The 16,073-nt window shown below is 67.8% G+C and carries 17 protein-coding genes and 1 tRNA gene; 13 read left to right on the top strand and 5 right to left on the bottom strand.

Features of this window, described 5'->3' with window-relative positions:
• Nucleotides 1-99 precede the first annotated feature (99 nt).
• The 5 genes from pyk (at nt 100) to ACFQE9_RS06240 (ending at nt 4,960) form a co-directional block, all read left to right on the top strand.
• Nucleotides 100-1,857, top strand: a complete 1,758-nt coding sequence (gene pyk / locus ACFQE9_RS06260) for a pyruvate kinase (RefSeq protein WP_379741967.1) — start codon at nt 100-102, stop codon at nt 1,855-1,857.
• Nucleotides 1,858-2,042: 185 nt separating this feature from the next.
• On the top strand, nt 2,043-2,273 hold the full coding sequence (locus ACFQE9_RS06255; protein WP_379741964.1) for a DUF7312 domain-containing protein: 231 nt from the start codon (nt 2,043-2,045) through the stop codon (nt 2,271-2,273).
• Nucleotides 2,274-2,355: 82 nt separating this feature from the next.
• Nucleotides 2,356-2,994 (top strand): NfeD family protein, encoded by a 639-nt coding sequence (locus ACFQE9_RS06250; RefSeq protein WP_379741961.1) that lies wholly within the window; start codon nt 2,356-2,358, stop codon nt 2,992-2,994.
• Nucleotides 2,995-3,058: 64 nt separating this feature from the next.
• Nucleotides 3,059-4,192 (top strand): SPFH domain-containing protein, encoded by a 1,134-nt coding sequence (locus tag ACFQE9_RS06245; protein ID WP_379741957.1) that lies wholly within the window; start codon nt 3,059-3,061, stop codon nt 4,190-4,192.
• A 126-nt stretch (nt 4,193-4,318) separates the two neighbouring features.
• The gene (locus tag ACFQE9_RS06240; protein ID WP_379741954.1) at nt 4,319-4,960 is read left to right on the top strand and encodes a winged helix-turn-helix transcriptional regulator; all 642 of its coding nucleotides are present in this window, start codon (nt 4,319-4,321) and stop codon (nt 4,958-4,960) included.
• A 6-nt stretch (nt 4,961-4,966) separates the two neighbouring features.
• Here ACFQE9_RS06240 and ACFQE9_RS06235 read toward each other — a convergent pair whose 3' ends face one another.
• Both ACFQE9_RS06235 and ACFQE9_RS06230 read right to left on the bottom strand, forming a co-directional pair.
• The gene (locus ACFQE9_RS06235) at nt 4,967-5,647 is read right to left on the bottom strand and encodes an HAD family hydrolase (protein WP_379741952.1); all 681 of its coding nucleotides are present in this window, start codon (nt 5,645-5,647) and stop codon (nt 4,967-4,969) included.
• Nucleotides 5,648-5,723: 76 nt separating this feature from the next.
• Nucleotides 5,724-5,972, bottom strand: a complete 249-nt coding sequence (locus ACFQE9_RS06230; RefSeq protein WP_379741950.1) for a DUF7123 family protein — start codon at nt 5,970-5,972, stop codon at nt 5,724-5,726.
• Nucleotides 5,973-6,171: 199 nt separating this feature from the next.
• Between ACFQE9_RS06230 and ACFQE9_RS06225 the strand changes: the two genes are divergently transcribed.
• Nucleotides 6,172-7,983 (top strand): flippase-like domain-containing protein, encoded by a 1,812-nt coding sequence (locus ACFQE9_RS06225; protein ID WP_379741947.1) that lies wholly within the window; start codon nt 6,172-6,174, stop codon nt 7,981-7,983.
• Between the two features lie 214 nt (nt 7,984-8,197).
• On the opposite strand, the gene ACFQE9_RS06220 is transcribed toward ACFQE9_RS06225, so the two are convergent.
• Both ACFQE9_RS06220 and ACFQE9_RS06215 read right to left on the bottom strand, forming a co-directional pair.
• Nucleotides 8,198-8,764, bottom strand: coding sequence for a DUF84 family protein (locus tag ACFQE9_RS06220; RefSeq protein ID WP_379741944.1), 567 nt, complete (start codon nt 8,762-8,764; stop codon nt 8,198-8,200).
• 116 nt (nt 8,765-8,880) lie between these two features.
• The gene (locus ACFQE9_RS06215; protein ID WP_379741941.1) at nt 8,881-9,654 is read right to left on the bottom strand and encodes a cobalamin-binding protein; all 774 of its coding nucleotides are present in this window, start codon (nt 9,652-9,654) and stop codon (nt 8,881-8,883) included.
• 196 nt (nt 9,655-9,850) lie between these two features.
• Here ACFQE9_RS06215 and ACFQE9_RS06210 point away from each other — a divergent pair, with 196 nt between their 5' ends.
• From ACFQE9_RS06210 to ACFQE9_RS06190, 5 genes are all read left to right on the top strand, one after another.
• Entirely contained in the window at nt 9,851-10,807 is a 957-nt protein-coding gene (locus ACFQE9_RS06210; protein ID WP_379741938.1) for a transcription initiation factor IIB, read from the top strand.
• Between the two features lie 113 nt (nt 10,808-10,920).
• Complete coding sequence (locus tag ACFQE9_RS06205; protein WP_379741935.1) at nt 10,921-11,631, top strand: type I 3-dehydroquinate dehydratase; 711 nt, start codon at nt 10,921-10,923, stop codon at nt 11,629-11,631.
• Nucleotides 11,628-12,056, top strand: a complete 429-nt coding sequence (locus ACFQE9_RS06200; protein ID WP_379741932.1) for a DUF192 domain-containing protein — start codon at nt 11,628-11,630, stop codon at nt 12,054-12,056. The genes ACFQE9_RS06205 and ACFQE9_RS06200 overlap by 4 nt, the downstream gene beginning before the upstream one ends.
• A gap of 50 nt (nt 12,057-12,106) precedes the next feature.
• Nucleotides 12,107-13,744 (top strand): 2-isopropylmalate synthase, encoded by a 1,638-nt coding sequence (locus tag ACFQE9_RS06195; RefSeq protein WP_379741929.1) that lies wholly within the window; start codon nt 12,107-12,109, stop codon nt 13,742-13,744.
• Between the two features lie 109 nt (nt 13,745-13,853).
• On the top strand, nt 13,854-14,159 hold the full coding sequence (locus ACFQE9_RS06190; RefSeq protein ID WP_379741926.1) for a DUF8081 domain-containing protein: 306 nt from the start codon (nt 13,854-13,856) through the stop codon (nt 14,157-14,159).
• A 52-nt stretch (nt 14,160-14,211) separates the two neighbouring features.
• Here ACFQE9_RS06190 and ACFQE9_RS06185 read toward each other — a convergent pair.
• Nucleotides 14,212-14,296: transfer RNA gene (locus tag ACFQE9_RS06185), tRNA-Ser, on the bottom strand.
• Between the two features lie 146 nt (nt 14,297-14,442).
• On the opposite strand from ACFQE9_RS06185, the gene ACFQE9_RS06180 reads away from it, so the two are divergent.
• Nucleotides 14,443-15,210: a nucleotide-binding protein gene (locus ACFQE9_RS06180; RefSeq protein ID WP_379741923.1), complete on the top strand. Its 768-nt coding sequence runs from the start codon at nt 14,443-14,445 to the stop codon at nt 15,208-15,210.
• Complete coding sequence (locus tag ACFQE9_RS06175) at nt 15,207-15,821, top strand: DUF8054 family protein (protein WP_379741920.1); 615 nt, start codon at nt 15,207-15,209, stop codon at nt 15,819-15,821. The genes ACFQE9_RS06180 and ACFQE9_RS06175 overlap by 4 nt, the downstream gene beginning before the upstream one ends.
• The last annotated feature ends 252 nt before the right edge of the window (nt 15,822-16,073 follow it).

Genomic DNA, 16,073 nt, shown 5'->3' with positions numbered 1-16,073 from the left:
CGCAGTAGGACCCCGGTCCACACGACGCGATCGTCGTTCGACGGCCGCGGACCGCCGATCGTTGAGAGGCTTTTTCACCCGTCCCGACAACGCCGTGGTATGCGAAACGCGAAGATCGTCTGCACGCTGGGCCCGGCGTCGGACGACACGGAGACGATCCGGGCGCTCTCCGCGGCCGGCATGTCGGTCGCGCGGCTCAACGCGAGCCACGGGACCACCGACCACCGGCGGACGGTGCTCGAGCGCGTTCGATCGGTCGACGACGAGACGGACTCGCCGCTCGCCGTCATGGTCGACCTCCAGGGGCCGGAGGTCCGGACCGCGGAGACGGACGAGCCGATCCACCTCGAGACCGGTTCCGTGGTCCGGTTTCTGGAGGGTGACACCGCGACGCCGGAGGCGGTCGGGCTCACCCACTCCATCGCCGCCGCCGGACCCGGCGACACGGTGCTTCTCGACGACGGCCGGATCGAGGCCACGGTCGAGGACGTCCAGGACGGAACCGTCACCGCGCGCATCGACTCCGGCGGCGAGCTGGCCTCCCGGAAGGGCGTCAACCTCCCCGGCGTCGCCATCGACGTCGACCTCGTCACGCCGAGCGACGAGCGCGAGCTGCGGCTGGCCGCCGAGGAGAACGCGGACTTCGTCGCGGCGTCGTTCGTTCGGGATGCGGCGGACGTCTACACCATCACGGACCGCCTCGACGAGTACGGCGGCGGCGACATCCCGGTCGTCGCGAAGATCGAACGCGCTGGCGCCGTCGACAACCTCGCCGGGATCGTCGACGCCGCCGACGGCGTGATGGTCGCCCGCGGCGACCTCGGCGTGGAGTGTCCGCTCGAGGACGTTCCCGTCATCCAAAAGCGGATCATCCGGACCTGCGTCGATGCCGGCGTCCCCGTCATCACCGCGACGGAGATGCTCGATTCGATGATCCGATCGCGTCGTCCGACCAGGGCGGAGGCGTCGGACGTCGCGAACGCCGTCCTCGACGGGACCGACGCCGTGATGCTCTCCGGCGAGACGGCGATCGGCGACCACCCGGTTCGCGTCGTCGAGACGATGGACCGGATCGTCCGGGAGATCGAATCGAGCGACGAGTACGCGGAGACCAGAGAACAGCGGGTCCCGACCGCCGACGACGAGTCCCGGACGGAGGCGCTCGCTCGCTCGGCGCGCTATCTCGCCCGCGACGTGGGGGCCTCCGCGGTCGTCGCGGTCTCGGAATCCGGATACACCGCCCGGAAGACGGCCATGTTCCGCCCCGGAGTGCCGGTGGTTGCGACCACGCCGACGGACCGCGTCCGTCGCCAGCTCGCCATCTCGTGGGGCGTCCAGCCCGAGTACGCCGATTACGCCACCGACATCGAACACGTCCTCGACAACGCCGTCGAGGCGGCGATCGACGTCGGTGCCGCCGAGTCGGGCGACACGGTCGTCGTCCTGTTGGGGATGATGTCCGGACTCGATGGGACCGACACGGCGAACACGCTGAAGGTTCACGTCGCAGCCGAGACGATCGCGGCCGGCAAGTCGGTCGTGAGCGGTCGAACGACCGCCCCTCTCGTTCGGATCCCGGACGGCGATCTCTCCGTCCTCGAGCGGGACTCGATCGTCGTACTCTCCGAGGAGTTCGACGGCGAATTCACGGGGGATCTCTCCCGGATATCGGGGATCATCGGCGCGCGTCCGGGCATGACCGGCTACCCGGCGGTCATCGCCCGCGAGCTCGGCGTCCCGATGGTCTCGGGCGTCACCCTCCCCTCGTGGATCGACGACGGAGAGGTCGCGACCATCGACGGCGAGCGCGGCGTGATATACGAGGGTGACGTCCGGCAGCGCTCCGGCGATCGCTGAGGCCGTCCGGATCCCCTCGACCGTCAACCGTCCCCGCTCTACCGTTAACCGTCCCCGCTCTACCGTTAACCGTCCCCGCTCGACCGTTAACTGACGCCGTCCGGAACCGTCGAGCGACCCCGTTCGAGTTCGATCGCGGCGAGTCACCCACCAGCCATTTACCCATCCCCACCCAGATCTCACCCATGACTCGGGGAGATCGCGGTCGCGGTCACGCGCGGGCGGACGAGGAGGACGACGCCGACGAGGGGTCCGAGTGGCGGTTCAGCATCGAGGAGGTCGGCCCCGACGGGATCGTCGAGGAGACGAGTCCCGGCCCGGGACCGATCGAGCCCGAATCCATCGACCCGGTCCACGCGACGTTCGTCGCGCTCGGGGTCGTTCTCGCCGTCGCGGTCGTCGTGACCGCCTTTTGAGGGGAATTCCCCGTCGAAACCGCCGCGGAATCGCCGGAAACTCCGTGAAACCACTTAATCCCCTGGAGCCCCTACCTCGAGTATGGAGTTGCTGTTCCAGGCGGAGCTCCTCACGCCCGAGGCGCTGCCGATTTTGCTGTTGGCCCTCGGACTCGCCCTCTCGGTCGCGGAGGCGATAGCCCCCGGCGCCAACTTCATCGTCGTCGGGATCGCGCTCCTTGGCGCCGGACTCGTCGGCCTCGTCTTTTCCCCCCTCGCCAGCCCCTTCGCGCTCGCGTTGGTCGCGCTGTTCTTCGGCGCGATCGCCTTCTACGGCTACCGCGAACTCGACCTCTACGGGGGGAAGGGACAACAACAGACCCGCGACAGCGGTTCGTTGATCGGGACGACCGGTCGCGTCACGGAGACGGTGACGGAGACCGCAGGGGAGGTGAAGCTCTCCGGTGGCGGGTTCAACCCCCACTACTCGGCCCGGTCGATCGACGGGACGATCCCGGAGGGATCGGAGGTCATGGTCGTCGATCCCGGCGGCGGAAACGTCCTCACCGTCGAGTCCCTCTCGGCGATCGAGGACGACATCGACCGCGAGCTGGCGGCCGGTCGAGACGCGATCGCCGAGGCGGACGCTTCGAACGCCGAACTCGACGAGGAGGCGGGAGACGGATCCGAATCCGGAAGCGAAACCGAAGCCGTAGACGACGCTGAAGTCGAAACCGAGTAACGATCCGGTTCGATCGGTTTCCTCCCGGGCGAACGCTTATGTTCGTCATACGTCAATCATACGTATGGTATCTCCCCTCCTCCAGACCGGCTTCGGGCTCGCGCCGATCGGCCTGCTGTTTCTCGTTTTGGTCCTCGTCGCGATCTGGCAGTCGATCGAGATCGTCGACGCCTACGAGAAGAAGGCGCTCACCGTCTTCGGCGAGTACCGACAGCTGCTCGAGCCCGGCATCAACATTATTCCGCCGTTCGTCTCGCGGACCTACGCCTTCGACATGCGGACCCAGACGCTCGACGTCCCGCGCCAGGAGGCGATCACCCGCGACAACTCCCCGGTCACCGCCGACGCGGTCGTCTACATCAAGGTGATGGACGCCAAGAAGGCGTTCCTCGAGGTGGACAACTACAAGAAGGCGGTCTCGAACCTCGCGCAGACGACGCTCCGGGCCGTCCTCGGCGACATGGAGCTCGACGACACGCTGAACAAGCGCCAGGAGATCAACGCGAAGATCCGCAAGGAGCTCGACGAGCCGACCGACGAGTGGGGCATCCGCGTCGAGAGCGTCGAGGTCCGGGAGGTCAACCCCTCCAAGGACGTCCAGCAGGCGATGGAACAGCAGACGTCCGCGGAGCGACGCCGCCGCGCGATGATCCTCGAGGCACAGGGCGAACGTCGCTCGGCGGTCGAACAGGCCGAGGGTGACAAGCAGTCGAACATCATCCGCGCGCAGGGTGAAAAACAGAGCCAGATCCTCGAGGCACAAGGCGACGCGATCTCGACGGTACTGCGCGCGAAGTCCTCGGAGGCGATGGGCGAGCGGGCGGTCATCGAACGTGGCATGGAGACGCTGGAGGCGATCGGCCAGGGAGAGTCGACGACGTTCGTGCTCCCGCAGGAACTCACGAGCCTCGTCGGACGGTACGGCAAGCACCTCACGGGTTCGGACGTCGAAAGCGAGGGAGAGGGGCTCGAGGCGCTCGAGTTCGACGAGGAGACGCGCCAGCTGCTCGGTCTCGACGACATCGACGAGATCCTCGGCCAGATAGACGAGGCCGCCGAGATGAACGTCGAGGAGCTCGAACAGGAGGCCGAGGCCGTCAAGTCCGGCGACGTCGGCAGCATCAAGTCCGCCGACGAGGTGATCCAGGAGATGGACGCGGACGTCGCCGACGAGGACCTGGAGAGGGAATCCGAGTGAGTTGACGGTGGCTCCCGATCGAACCGGATCGAAACCGGGTGAACGGTCGACCCCCGCGGACAATTCCTGTCACTCGTCCACACGACGAGCGATGAGCTTTTATCCGATGCTCGACACTCTTCGGTCGTGACAGACGACGTCGACGAGCGGAAACGACGGACGCTCCGGCGGTTCGCCGCCATCGGAGCCGCCGCTCCGTTCGTCGGCTCGGCACGGGCGGACGACGACGGGGACGACTCGAGCGACCCCCCGGCGGACAACGAGACCAGGGAGGCCATCCGCGGATACGTCGCGACCACGCCCGGTGCCCACTTCTCGAAGATCCGCGACGACCTTCGGCTCGGAACGGGCGAGACGCAGTATCACCTCCGGCGACTCGTCTCCGCCGGCGATCTCGAATCCGCGAAGGACGGCGACTACCGACGGTTCTACCCGACGGGTCGATTCGACGACGTCGACAAGCGAGCGCTCGGATACCTCCGTCGCGAGACGCCCCGTCGACTCCTCGTCCACCTCCTTCGGGACCCATCGGCGACGGGAACGGAGATCGCCGCGGCCGTCGGCGTCTCCCGCCCGACCATCAGCGCGGCAGCTGCGGATCTCGAGGCGGCGGGCCTCCTCGATCGCGAGGACGGATACGTCGTTCGCGAGCCCGAGCGCCTCGTCGTGTTGATCGTGCGCTACGCCGATTCCTTCGGTCCGGAGGCGCGGGCGTTCGCGGACGACGCCGCGGACCACCTTCGATACGATCCCGGCGCGGACGAGTGATCCACCTCATCCGCCGTCCTCGACGATCCGGACTGCCTCCCGAAGCGACGTGACCACGTGGTCCGGTTCCGCCGTCACTTCGGCCGCGTTCACGTGTGGTCGATCGAGAAGGATCGACTCGAGGCCCACTCGTCGGGCAGCTATAACGTCCGTTTCGCGATCGCCGACGTAGTGGCCGGAATCGACGCTTTCGGCACTCAACGACGAGAGCGCACGCTCGAGAAACGTCGGTTCCGGCTTCTTTCGACGGTAATCGGCGAGCGTCGGTTTCCGGCCGATCGCGACGTCGAATCGTTCCGGGAAACAGTAGTCGGCAACGAACTTCGCCGTCTCGTGGCGGTTGTTGCTCACGAGCCCGGTCGGGAGGTGGTCGGGAAGCTCCAGAATCGCCTCGACGTCGTCGTACAGCGGACGGTCACCGGATCGGATCCGGGCGTTCGCGCGGCGGGAGGCATGCGATTCGCGCGTTCGCCACCACTCGTCGCGATCGATATCGAGTTCGCGACACGTCTCGTCCATGGCCGGCCGATACTCGGTCTCCTCCAGGATCGACGCGTGCTCGTCGCTGACCCTCCGAACCCCGTGCTCGCGGAGCGCGTCGTGTGCGGCCGCCCGGTACACGCGGGGATCCGTTCCGTCCCCCTCGAGGAACACCCCGTCCATGTCGAATAGCGCCACCTCGGTCACGCCCGTTCGTAGGTCGCCGCCGGCAAAAAGCGCCCCGGACGGCGGCCATCCCCCCGGTTGATCGTCCGAGGCGGGTCTATCGCTCGACCATCCACGTCGTTCCCGACGAGTAGCCCCACTTCTCGATCGACAGGTCGATCGGCGCATCGCGTACGGCCCGGATGTTCGCGCCGACCTCCTTCGCCGAGAGTCCTAGGTCCTCGGCGATGAGTCGCGATTTGAAGTAGGTCTGGGTATCCACGCGCGAACGGAGGTAGGAGAGGATGCGGCGCTGTTTTTCGGTGAGGTTCGTGGCCGCCGCCGGATCGGTCGTTGTCGCGCTCATGTTCGTACCCAGGTACCGACGACAAAAGGGCGGTTTGGTAGGATCGGCTAACGCCGCGCATTCCGTCGATTCTCCATGTGATGGATACCCGATCGTCCCCGAGGACTGACGAGGTGGGTACGATCCTCGAAGCGGCTCGCGGATGCCTTCCGTGACCCCTTCAGAAGGTACTTACCTGCGCCGTGGCCATGTGGCGATGATGACCGGAGTCGCCGGCGATCCAGCCGTGAGCGTGGTGTTGCCAGCCTACAACGAGGAGGCCACGCTCGAGGATACCGTCGAGGCGACCCTCTCGACGCTCGCCGAGTTCCTCCCGGATGGCGACTTCGAGGTGATGGTCGCGGAGGACGGATGTACGGATCACACCCCGCAGATCGCCGATCGACTCGCGGCGAGGGACGAACGGGTTCGACACGTTCACAGCGAGGAGCGGCTCGGACGCGGCGGTGCGCTCGAGCGCGCGTTCGAGGCCGCCGACGGCGACGTTCTCGTCTACTTCGATACCGACCTCGCGACGGACATGTCCCACCTCGAGGAACTCGTCGAGGCGGTCCGCTCCGGCGAGTACGACCTCGCAACCGGATCCCGATGGATGCCGGGACGCGAGGCCGATCGCCCGGCGAAACGCGGCGTTCCCTCACGCGGCTTCAACCTCCTCGTTCGGGGACTCCTCGGCTCCGACGTTCGGGACCACCAGTGCGGATTCAAGGCGATCTCACGGGAGGCCTTCTCGACGCTCGCCGATGACGTCGAGGACGACCACTGGTTCTGGGACACCGAACTGTTGGTTCGAGCCCAACGCCAGGGGCTTCGAGTCAAGGAGTTCCCGGTCGCCTGGGAGCCCAAGGGCGACACGAAGGTCGATCTCGTCCGTGACGTACTCGGAATGGGATCACAGCTCGGCCGTCTGTGGTGGCAGCTGTCGGTCAGACCGCGGATCACGCCACGGGTGAGCTTCGGTGCCGGACTGCTCCTCGTTGCCATCGCCGTCGCGTTGATGTCGACCTACATCGACTTCGGTGAGGTCGTTCGCGAGATGCGTCGGGCCGACCCTCGCCTTCTCGCCGTCGCCACCGTGTTGTACGCCCTCTCGTGGCCCATACGGGGCTATCGATACGGGGACATCCTCCACGAGCTCGGATTTCACGAGCGTCTCGGGTTTCTCACCGGCGCGGTGTTCATCTCACAGACCGGCAACCTCGTGTTGCCCGCTCGCGGCGGCGACGCCGTTCGAGCCTACATCGTGAAGATGCGACGCTCGATCCCGTACCCGTCGGGGTTCGCGTCGCTCGCCGCCGAACGCGTCTTCGACCTCCTGACGCTCGCCGGACTGTCGGGCGTCGTCCTCGTCGGCTATGCCGCCTCCGGACGACTCGGGGAGGTGATCGTCGCCATCTCGGGAGGCCATCCGGCGGGTCGAACGGCGGCGTTCGTCGCGATGGGGGTCGGTCTGGTGGCGATCGCCGCCGTCCTCGGACTGGTGTTTTCGGCACGCTCGGATGCGAACCGGATCCGCACGCTCGTCTCGCGGGTCAGCAGCGACTCCTACGGTCGAGTCGTCGCCGACGTCCTCGAGCGGTTCGTCGGCGACCTCCAGCGGGTCGGCGGCGATCCCGCAGCGTTCTCCCGCGTCGGCGCGACGAGCGTCGTCATCTGGGCCATCGACGTGCTGGTTGCCCTGTTGGTCCTGGTTGCGCTCGGCGTCAGGCTGGAACCGGTGACGCTGATCGCGGTCTGTTTCTTCGCCGTGAGCGTCGGCAACCTCGCAAAGGTACTTCCGATCTCTCCCGGCGGAATCGGCCTCTACGAGGGTGCCTTCACGGCCCTCGTCGTCGGACTCACCCCGATCGGCGTCTCGACGGCCCTCGGTGCCGCGGTCCTCGATCACGCCCTGAAGAACGTCGTGACGCTCGTCGGCGGCGTCGTCTCGATGCTGGCGCTCAACGTCTCGCTCACCACCGCCGTCGAGGAGACGGCGGACATGAGCGAGACTGACGCGCTCAGGGAGTAAGCTCGGATACTGGCCCATCCATCCGGTCTCCGTCGTTCGATCGGAGGAATCTCGACGGAATCTTTTGGGGATGCAGAACAGCACCCTCTCGTGAAGTGGCGGACAGGCGATACGGACTACGAGCGACCGACGGTTCCGAAACGTCCGTATCGCGCGCCCGCGTTCCGTTCCGGACCGGCTACCGAGACACGGGACGGCTGGGTCGTTATGTGTATTAAACGTCGGGTCGGTCGGCCGATTCGCACACGTATAGATCGGTGAGAAACGGTGCGAGAGCGCTCGAAGTTGCGGTCTCGAGCGCCTTCGTTCGGTCGATTCGACCTCCGGTGAACGCGCCGATCGCTCCCCGTCCGGTGGCGACGTCCTCCTCCCCGAGCACGTCGTCGATGACCGGGCCGAGTTCCGCGCCGTCCCGCACCCGCCGCTCGACGGTTGCCGGGAGTCGAACGCTCGGTCCGGAACCGATCCCGGTCGTCGCTCCGTCGTCGACGACGGCCCACATGATCAAGAACAGCCCGTCGGCGTTCTCGACGTCGGCGACTCCCCCCTCGAGCCCGACGCCGAGGTCGTATCCCCTCTCGAGGACGTTTCGAGCTCGTGTTCGGGCACCGCGGATCGTCTCCGCGCGACCGCGGGGTTGTTCGCTCACGCCGGTCCCGACGGGAACTGTCTCGATCGAGGCGGGAGCGGTCCCGTCGATCGTGGCACAGTTCACCGCTGCCGCGACCGCCTCGCGTTTCACCGGATTCGCGCTACCGACGCCGACTCGCATGTCGGCCATCGATCGGGACCGGACAAGTCGGTGTCGGTGGTGGTCGGGTCGTGTTAGTGGTGGTCGGGTCGTGTGGATGGGTGGCCGGGTCGCGTCCTCGGTCACGCACGTCGCGCTCGCCGGCATCACGTCTCGAGATGCAGACCTGGATGAATGACCTCCGCGAGCCGTTCGATCCCCTCGATCAGTCCCGGGCTCGGTTGGTTCATGAGGTCGTCGTGGATCACGTGGACCTCCGCGTCGAGTTCCCAGCCCCGATCGGCTATCACGCTCGGATCCACGCGATCTCCGTATCCACAGGGGTGTAGGACGACGTGATCGGGGTCGTGGCCACGGACGGCTTCCTCGTCCGTCTCCCGCGAGCGCTCGCCGGGATCGACGAACGGATACCGCCCGCCCGCGGCCTCGACCACGTCCGGGACCCAGTTGCCGGCGGCCATGGGCGGGTCGCTCCACTCCTCGCAGTAGATGACGGGCCGAGTGCCCCTTGACTCTCGGCGATGGTTCGAGACGCTCTCGGTGATCTCGTCGATCCGACCGCGTGCCCGTTCCGCGAGGCGTTCTCCGGCTTCCCGCCGACCGACGGCGTCACCGACGTCGGCGAACGACTCCACCACGTCCTCGAGCGTCGCGGGCTCGTGGTGGACCACGTCATGTCCTCGATCACGAAGCGCATCGGCGATCTCCGCTTGGAGTCCGTCGCTCGTGAGGACGACGTCCGGTTCGAGCTCGTCGACCCGTTCGAGATCCGGCGTCGTCCATCCACCGACCGTCTCCGGATCGCGACCGCTTTCGACCGAGCAGTGGGCGGTCACGCCCACGAGACGGTCGCTTGCGCCTAACGCGCCGATCGTCGCGGTCGCGCTCGGCGCCAGCGAGACGACGCGGGGAGGCTCCATGGTCGTCGATCGATCGCCCACGTCAAGGGTGCTTCGGTACGCACTCACACACGAGATCGAACCGTTCGCCGACGATCGTGATCATTCATTCAATTTCTGCCCGGGTGGATTCCGGTCGTTTTAAGTGTCGTTCGCTCGTCTTTTGGGTAAGCACTTCCTCGGGTTCTCATTGGTCCGTCCGAGGGGGATGACACCTATGAGCGAACGCACACACATGCGGGAGAGAACCTCCCAGCGCGAAACCGAAAGCGACGAAGGATTGAGTTGCCCCGAGTGTGACGGCCACGTCGTCACCGACGAGGAGCACGGCGAGACGGTCTGTTCGGACTGCGGCCTCGTCGTCGAGGCCGACTCCGTCGATCGCGGCCCCGAGTGGCGCGCGTTCGACTCTCGCGAGAAGGACGAGAAGTCGCGCGTCGGCGCCCCGACGACGAACACGATGCACGACAAGGGCCTGTCGACGAACATCGACTGGCGCGACCAGGACGCCTACGGCCGGTCGCTTTCGGGCCGACAGCGCCAGAAGATGCAGCGGCTCCGCAAGTGGAACGAGCGGTTCCGCACGCGCGACTCCAAGGAGCGCAACCTCAAGCAGGCGCTCGGCGAGATCGACCGCATGGCCTCCGCGCTCGGCCTCCCGGACAACGTTCGCGAGACCGCCTCCGTCATCTACCGGCGGGCGCTCGACGAGGACCTGCTTCCCGGCCGATCCATCGAGGGCGTCTCGACGTCGTGTGTCTACGCAGCCGCGCGGATGGCCGGCGTTCCGCGCTCGCTCGACGAGATCTCGGAGGTCTCCCGCGTCGAGAAGTCGGAGATCGCCCGGACGTACCGCTACGTCGTGCGCGAGCTCAAACTCGAGGTCAAACCCGCGGATCCCGAACAGTACGTCCCCCGGTTCGCCTCCGCGCTCGAGCTCTCCGACGAGGCCGAGATGCGCGCGAAACAGCTTCTGAAGAACGCCAAGGAGAAGGGCGTCCACTCGGGGAAGTCGCCGGTCGGGCTCGCCGCCGCCGCCGTCTACGCCGCCGCGCTGCTCACCAACGAGAAGACGACGCAGGCGGCCGTCTCGGAGGTCGCGGACATCTCCGAGGTCACGATCCGCAACCGGTACCACGAGCTGCTCGAAGCCGAGGAAGGCCTCATCGCGTAGTCGATCGGCGTCTCTACGGTTCCTTTCTCCGCTTTCGTTTCCCCGTTGCTTTTCCCCTCGCTTGCGAGCGGTCGACAGCCACACCTAAGTCGGCTCGGGGCCCACGGGTCGACATGTTCGAGGAGTTCGTGCTCGCGGCGGCCACGGCGGATCCGAGCGAGGCCGAGGCGGCGGTGCCCGCCGCCGACGCCCTCGAGTTTCGGATGGACCTCGCCGATGATCCACTCCGTGCGCTGTCGGCCTACGACGGACCGCTCCCGGTCATCGCCACGGACCGGGCCGACTGGGAGGGGGGCGAGGCCGACTCGCTCGCGCGCTACGAGCGGCTCTCGGAGGCGGTCGCCCACGACTCCGTCGTCGCCGTCGACGTCGAACTCGCGGCGCTGCAAGCCACGGCGCCGGATCCGGAGCTCGAACGGTCACACGCGAACGCGCTCCGGGAGACCGCTCGCGAGTCCGGCGTGCAGGTGATCGCCTCCGCTCACGACTTCGAGTCGACGCCGCCCGTTGACGCGCTCGTCGACCTCCTCGCGGACGCCGCCGCGGCCGGCGACGTCGGGAAGGTCGCGACGATGGCCGCCTCTCCCGACGACGCCCTCGCGATGTTGCGTGCGACCCGACGGGCGACCGCGGCCGGCCACACGGTGGCGACGATGTGCATGGGCGAACCCGGCAGACACACCCGTGCCGTGGCGCCCGTCTACGGCTCCCGGGTCGGCTATGCCCCCGTCGATCCGGCGAACGCGACGGCGCCCGGACAGTATTCGCTCTCGACGCTTCGTCGGCTCGTCGACGACCTGACTCGGGACGGGAGCGAGGCGTGACCGACTCCACGCCGTCGAACCTCTCCGAGGGATCCCGACTCCGTCATCGGCCCGCCGGTTCGGCCCCGTCGACCGACGTGGAGGAGGACGACGTTTCCGCGGACCGGACGCTCGCGAGCACCGTCGAGATCGCGGACTCGACGCTCTCGAAGGCGAGGGGATTGATGTTCCGGCGGTCGATCCCCGACGACTACGCGCTCGTGTTTCCCTTCGAGAACGTCGACGCGCGAACGCTACACATGCTCTTCGTGCCCTTTCCCATCGACGCCGTCTGGATCGTCGACGGGATCGTGACGCGGACAAAGCGACTGCGGCCGTTCGTCGGGATCGGTCGCGCCCGGGCCGACACGGTGATCGAGCTGCCGGCCGGAGCCGCCGACGCCGTCGAACCCGGCGACGCTATCGCGTTCCCGGAAACCCGATAGCTTATTACCGTGGGTCTCCACCCCACGAGTACGAATGACACGATACACTCGTGGCAATTCGGAGGATAGAGGAAGTCGCCACACGGCGGCTGGCCGTGAAATTCTCCGGTAACGACGACCAACCGGCCCGTCCTTCTCACGACGGGTCCACAGACGACGCCGTTTTCACCTCGCTTTCGGACCGCGATTCCGTTCGATTGCTCGATACCACCCTTCGCGACGGCGAGCAGATGCCGGGCGTCTCGTTGACCCCGGATCGGAAACTCGACATCGCCCGCGAGCTGGACGCGACCGGCGTCCACGTCATCGAGGCCGGCTCCGCGTGCACCTCGGAGGGCGAACGCGAGGGCATCCGCCGGGTGGCCGACGAGGGGCTCGATGCGACCGTCACGAGCTTCGCCCGCGGCGTCAAGGCCGACATCGACCGCGCGCTCGAGTGCGGCGTCGACGGCGTCAACCTCGTCGTCCCGGCCTCGGATCGCCACGTCGAGACGAAGGTCGGGTCCACGCGCGAGGAGGTCCTCGAGACCGTCGAGGAGCTCGTCGCCTACGCGAAGGACCACGGGTTGTGGCTCGAGCTGCTCGGCGAGGACGGCTCACGGGCCGACCTCGAGTACCTCGAGCGCATGGCCGAGACCGGATTCGACGCCGGCGCCGATCGGTTCTGTTACTGTGACACCGTCGGCGCGGCCGGCCCCGAACGAACCGCCGACATCGTCTCGCGCCTGGCCGCCCTCGGGCCGACCGGGGTTCACACCCACGACGACCTCGGGTTCGGAATGACGAACGTCCACGCCGGCCTCCGCGCCGGGGCGGACTTCGTCCACGCGACCGTCAACGGGGTGGGCGAGCGCGCCGGCAACGTCGCCTTGGAGGAGGTCGCCATCGCGCTCGATCGGTGTTACGGGATCGAGACGGTCGACCTCGAGCACCTCTACCGGCTCGCCCGGACCGTCTCGGAGGCGACCGGCGTCTCGCCCCCGCCGAACAAGGCGGTCTGCGGGGCGAACGCCTTCGCCCACGAGTCCGGCATCCACACCGACGGGACGCTGAAGGACGGCGCCATGTACGAGCCGTACCCGCCCGAGACGGTGGGCCGCGAGCGCCGGCTCGTGCTCGGGAAACACGCCGGGCGCGCGGGCGTCTCGGCCGCCCTCTCCGAACACGGCGTCGAGGTCACGGACGACCAGCTCGCCACGGTCGTCGAGCGCGTCAAGGACCTCGGCGACCGCGGAAAGCGCGTCACCGACGCCGATCTGCTCGCCATCGCCGACGACGTACGCGAGCGCGAGCGCGAGCGTCAGGTCGAGCTGCTCGATCTCACCGCCTCCTCCGGCTCCGGGCTCCCGACCGCGTCGGTGCGACTGCGGGTCGCCGGCGAGGAGCGGGTCGCATCCGGTCACGGCTCCGGCCCGGTCGACGCCGCCGTCGCCGCGGTTCGCGAGGCGCTCGCCGACGAGGACGTCGAGTTCGAGCTCGACTCCTACCACGTCGATGCGATCACCGGCGGGACCGACGCCGTCGTGACCGTCGTGGTCGAACTCTCCCGCGGCGACCGGACGGTCACCGTCGAGGCCGCGGAGGCCGACATCACGCGTGCGAGCGTCGTGGCCATGGTCGACGCGCTCGACCGGCTGTGTGGCGACGCCCTTCGGCAGGCGAGCGGACCCACGCCGGCGGACGACTGAGCGACTCCGGCTTCCGTTCCGGTCTTCGTATCGGCCGGTATCGGGCCATCGCTCGATCGTCGACGCGCGTCTGACGGGGTTTTTATTCGATCGCCTCCGATCGACGGGCGTGAGCGTCGTCGTCGCGATCAAACCCTCGGCTCGAAAGCGCAACGCCAAGGTCGGGACCGCCGTCTTCGAGGAGGGCCCACGCCGGGAGTTCGCCGATCGCGAGGCTGCAGAGCGGTGGGCGGCGGACCTCTCGGCCGGCGACGGCCACGTCTGGATCGCTTCGGCCCATCCGGAGGACGGCGGCGACGTCGACTGCTACCTCCTCTCGCGGGCGACGAACGCGAAGCTTGAGGCGGCCTACGACAAGCGCCGCCGTCGCCTTCGTGAGGACGGTGCGACCCAGCGGTCGCTCGACGGGGCGTGATCGCACGGTCTCGATCCGCGGGGCAAGATCGGATTCTCGGAAAAGTCGGGAGCGCCGAGGAAGGGATTTGAACCCTTGAGTCCGAACGGACAGCAGATTTCGAATCTGCCGCCTTGGCCAGGCTAGGCTACCTCGGCTCACGTGTCCGTACTCGAGTTCGAATGAAAGGGGTTTCGATCCCGTACCCGTCCGACTGCGCGGCGGTCCCCCGTGGATCTCGCACCGGATCCGCACCGGATTCGCTCCCGAGTCACTTTTAGCCGCCCCCGGCGAGTAGCGATCGATGGTCGAGGCCTTCGCGGTCGCCAGCGGGAAGGGCGGAACCGGAAAGACGACGAGCACGCTCGCGTTGGGGATGGCGCTTTCGGCCGACCACGACGTGACGGTCGTCGACGCCGACACGGGCATGGCGAACCTGCTTTTCCACGCCGGCCTCGACGACGTCGAGGTCACGCTCCACGACCTCCTCCTCGAGGGGACGGCGACGGAGATCTCGGAGGCGAGCTACGACCGGTTCGGCATGACGGTCGTCCCCTGTGGAACCTCGCTTTCAGGGTTCGAGCGGGCGGATCCGGACCGCCTCCGTGACGTGGTCGCGAAGCTGGCCGCCGACACGGACGTGTTGCTCCTCGACTCCCCGGCCGCCCTCGGGTCGCGATCGGCCGTGTTGCCCATCGTCCTCGCGGATCGAACCGTGATCGTGGTCCAGCCGACGATCCCCGCCATCTCGGACGGACTGAAGGTCCAGGAGTACGCGCGGGCCTACGGGACCGAAACTGCGGGCGTCCTGTTCAACAAGGTCCGCGAGGACGCCGACCGCGTGGCCGAACAGGCCGAACGCCACTTCGGCGGACCGACGCTCGCACAGGTGCCGGCCGCGGAGTCGGTTCGTGCGGCTCGCGCGGCCGGCGAGCCGCTTCTCGCGTACGCTCCGAACAGCGACGCTGCAGCCGCCTTCCGGAAGGCGGCCGCGGCCATCGACGTCCGGGACCGCGACGTCGAAGCGGTGGCCGACCGGTTTCGAAGCGCGGTCGTTCCCGACACGGTATGAGCGAGGACCGACCGAACGCGAGCCTCCCCGAGACCCCTCGCGAGCGCCGCGCGTTCGCCCTGGGTAGCGTTCCGATTCCACGCGGCGAACTCCGGCGCTCGCGGGTCGTCTCCGACCTCGAGGAGCCACTCGAGACGGCGCTTTCGGCTCGGCTCACCGGCTATCTCGTGCTCGTCCCTCAGGAGACGCTGCTTTTGGACGGCGACGTCCGAACCGTCCTCACCCTCGAGGACGGCGTTCCCGTGCTCGCGTACACGCCGGCTTCCGATCGCGGCGGCGCCGACGCGCTCGCCGACGTCGCCGTCTCCGGGCCCTATCGGATCGAGGTGTACGAACTCGCCGCCGACGCGCTCGATACGCTCCACGAGGAGGAGTCGTTTCGCGTCCCGCCCGGCATGCCCGCCGAGGAGCTCGCGGACGCGCCGGCGCTGGCCGAGCGAACCAGGGAGCGTGCGCCGGCCGACCGTCGCACGGAGGACGATCCGTCCTCCGACCACGGCGCGCTCGAGTCCTTCCTCGCCGACGACGAGCGTATCGAAGCGATCCGCGAGCAGGCTCGCGAGGAGGCCGCCGACCGCGCCGCGGAGTGGGGATTCGACGTGGAGCCGTGAGCGGGGACGAAGACAAGACCGAGGACGATCGACGATTCGTTCGCCAAACGGCCGCGACGGGAACCACTTCTAGATCTTCGATACGCCACTGACAAATGGTACTACCTCGAACCTGCGACTGTACGAACCGACAATGGAGGCGATATCTGGAGATGCAGTCGTTGAGATTGTAACGACGGTCTTTGTTCTCTCGACGATGTTCTCGATGGGGCTGAAACTCTCGGTCACACAACTGTTCGGTGCTCTCCGTGA

It is taken from the genome of Halopenitus salinus (assembly GCF_042662125.1).
Classification (GTDB): Archaea; Halobacteriota; Halobacteria; order Halobacteriales; family Haloferacaceae; genus Halopenitus; species Halopenitus salinus.
This window is presented reverse-complemented; position numbering and strand designations above follow the sequence as displayed.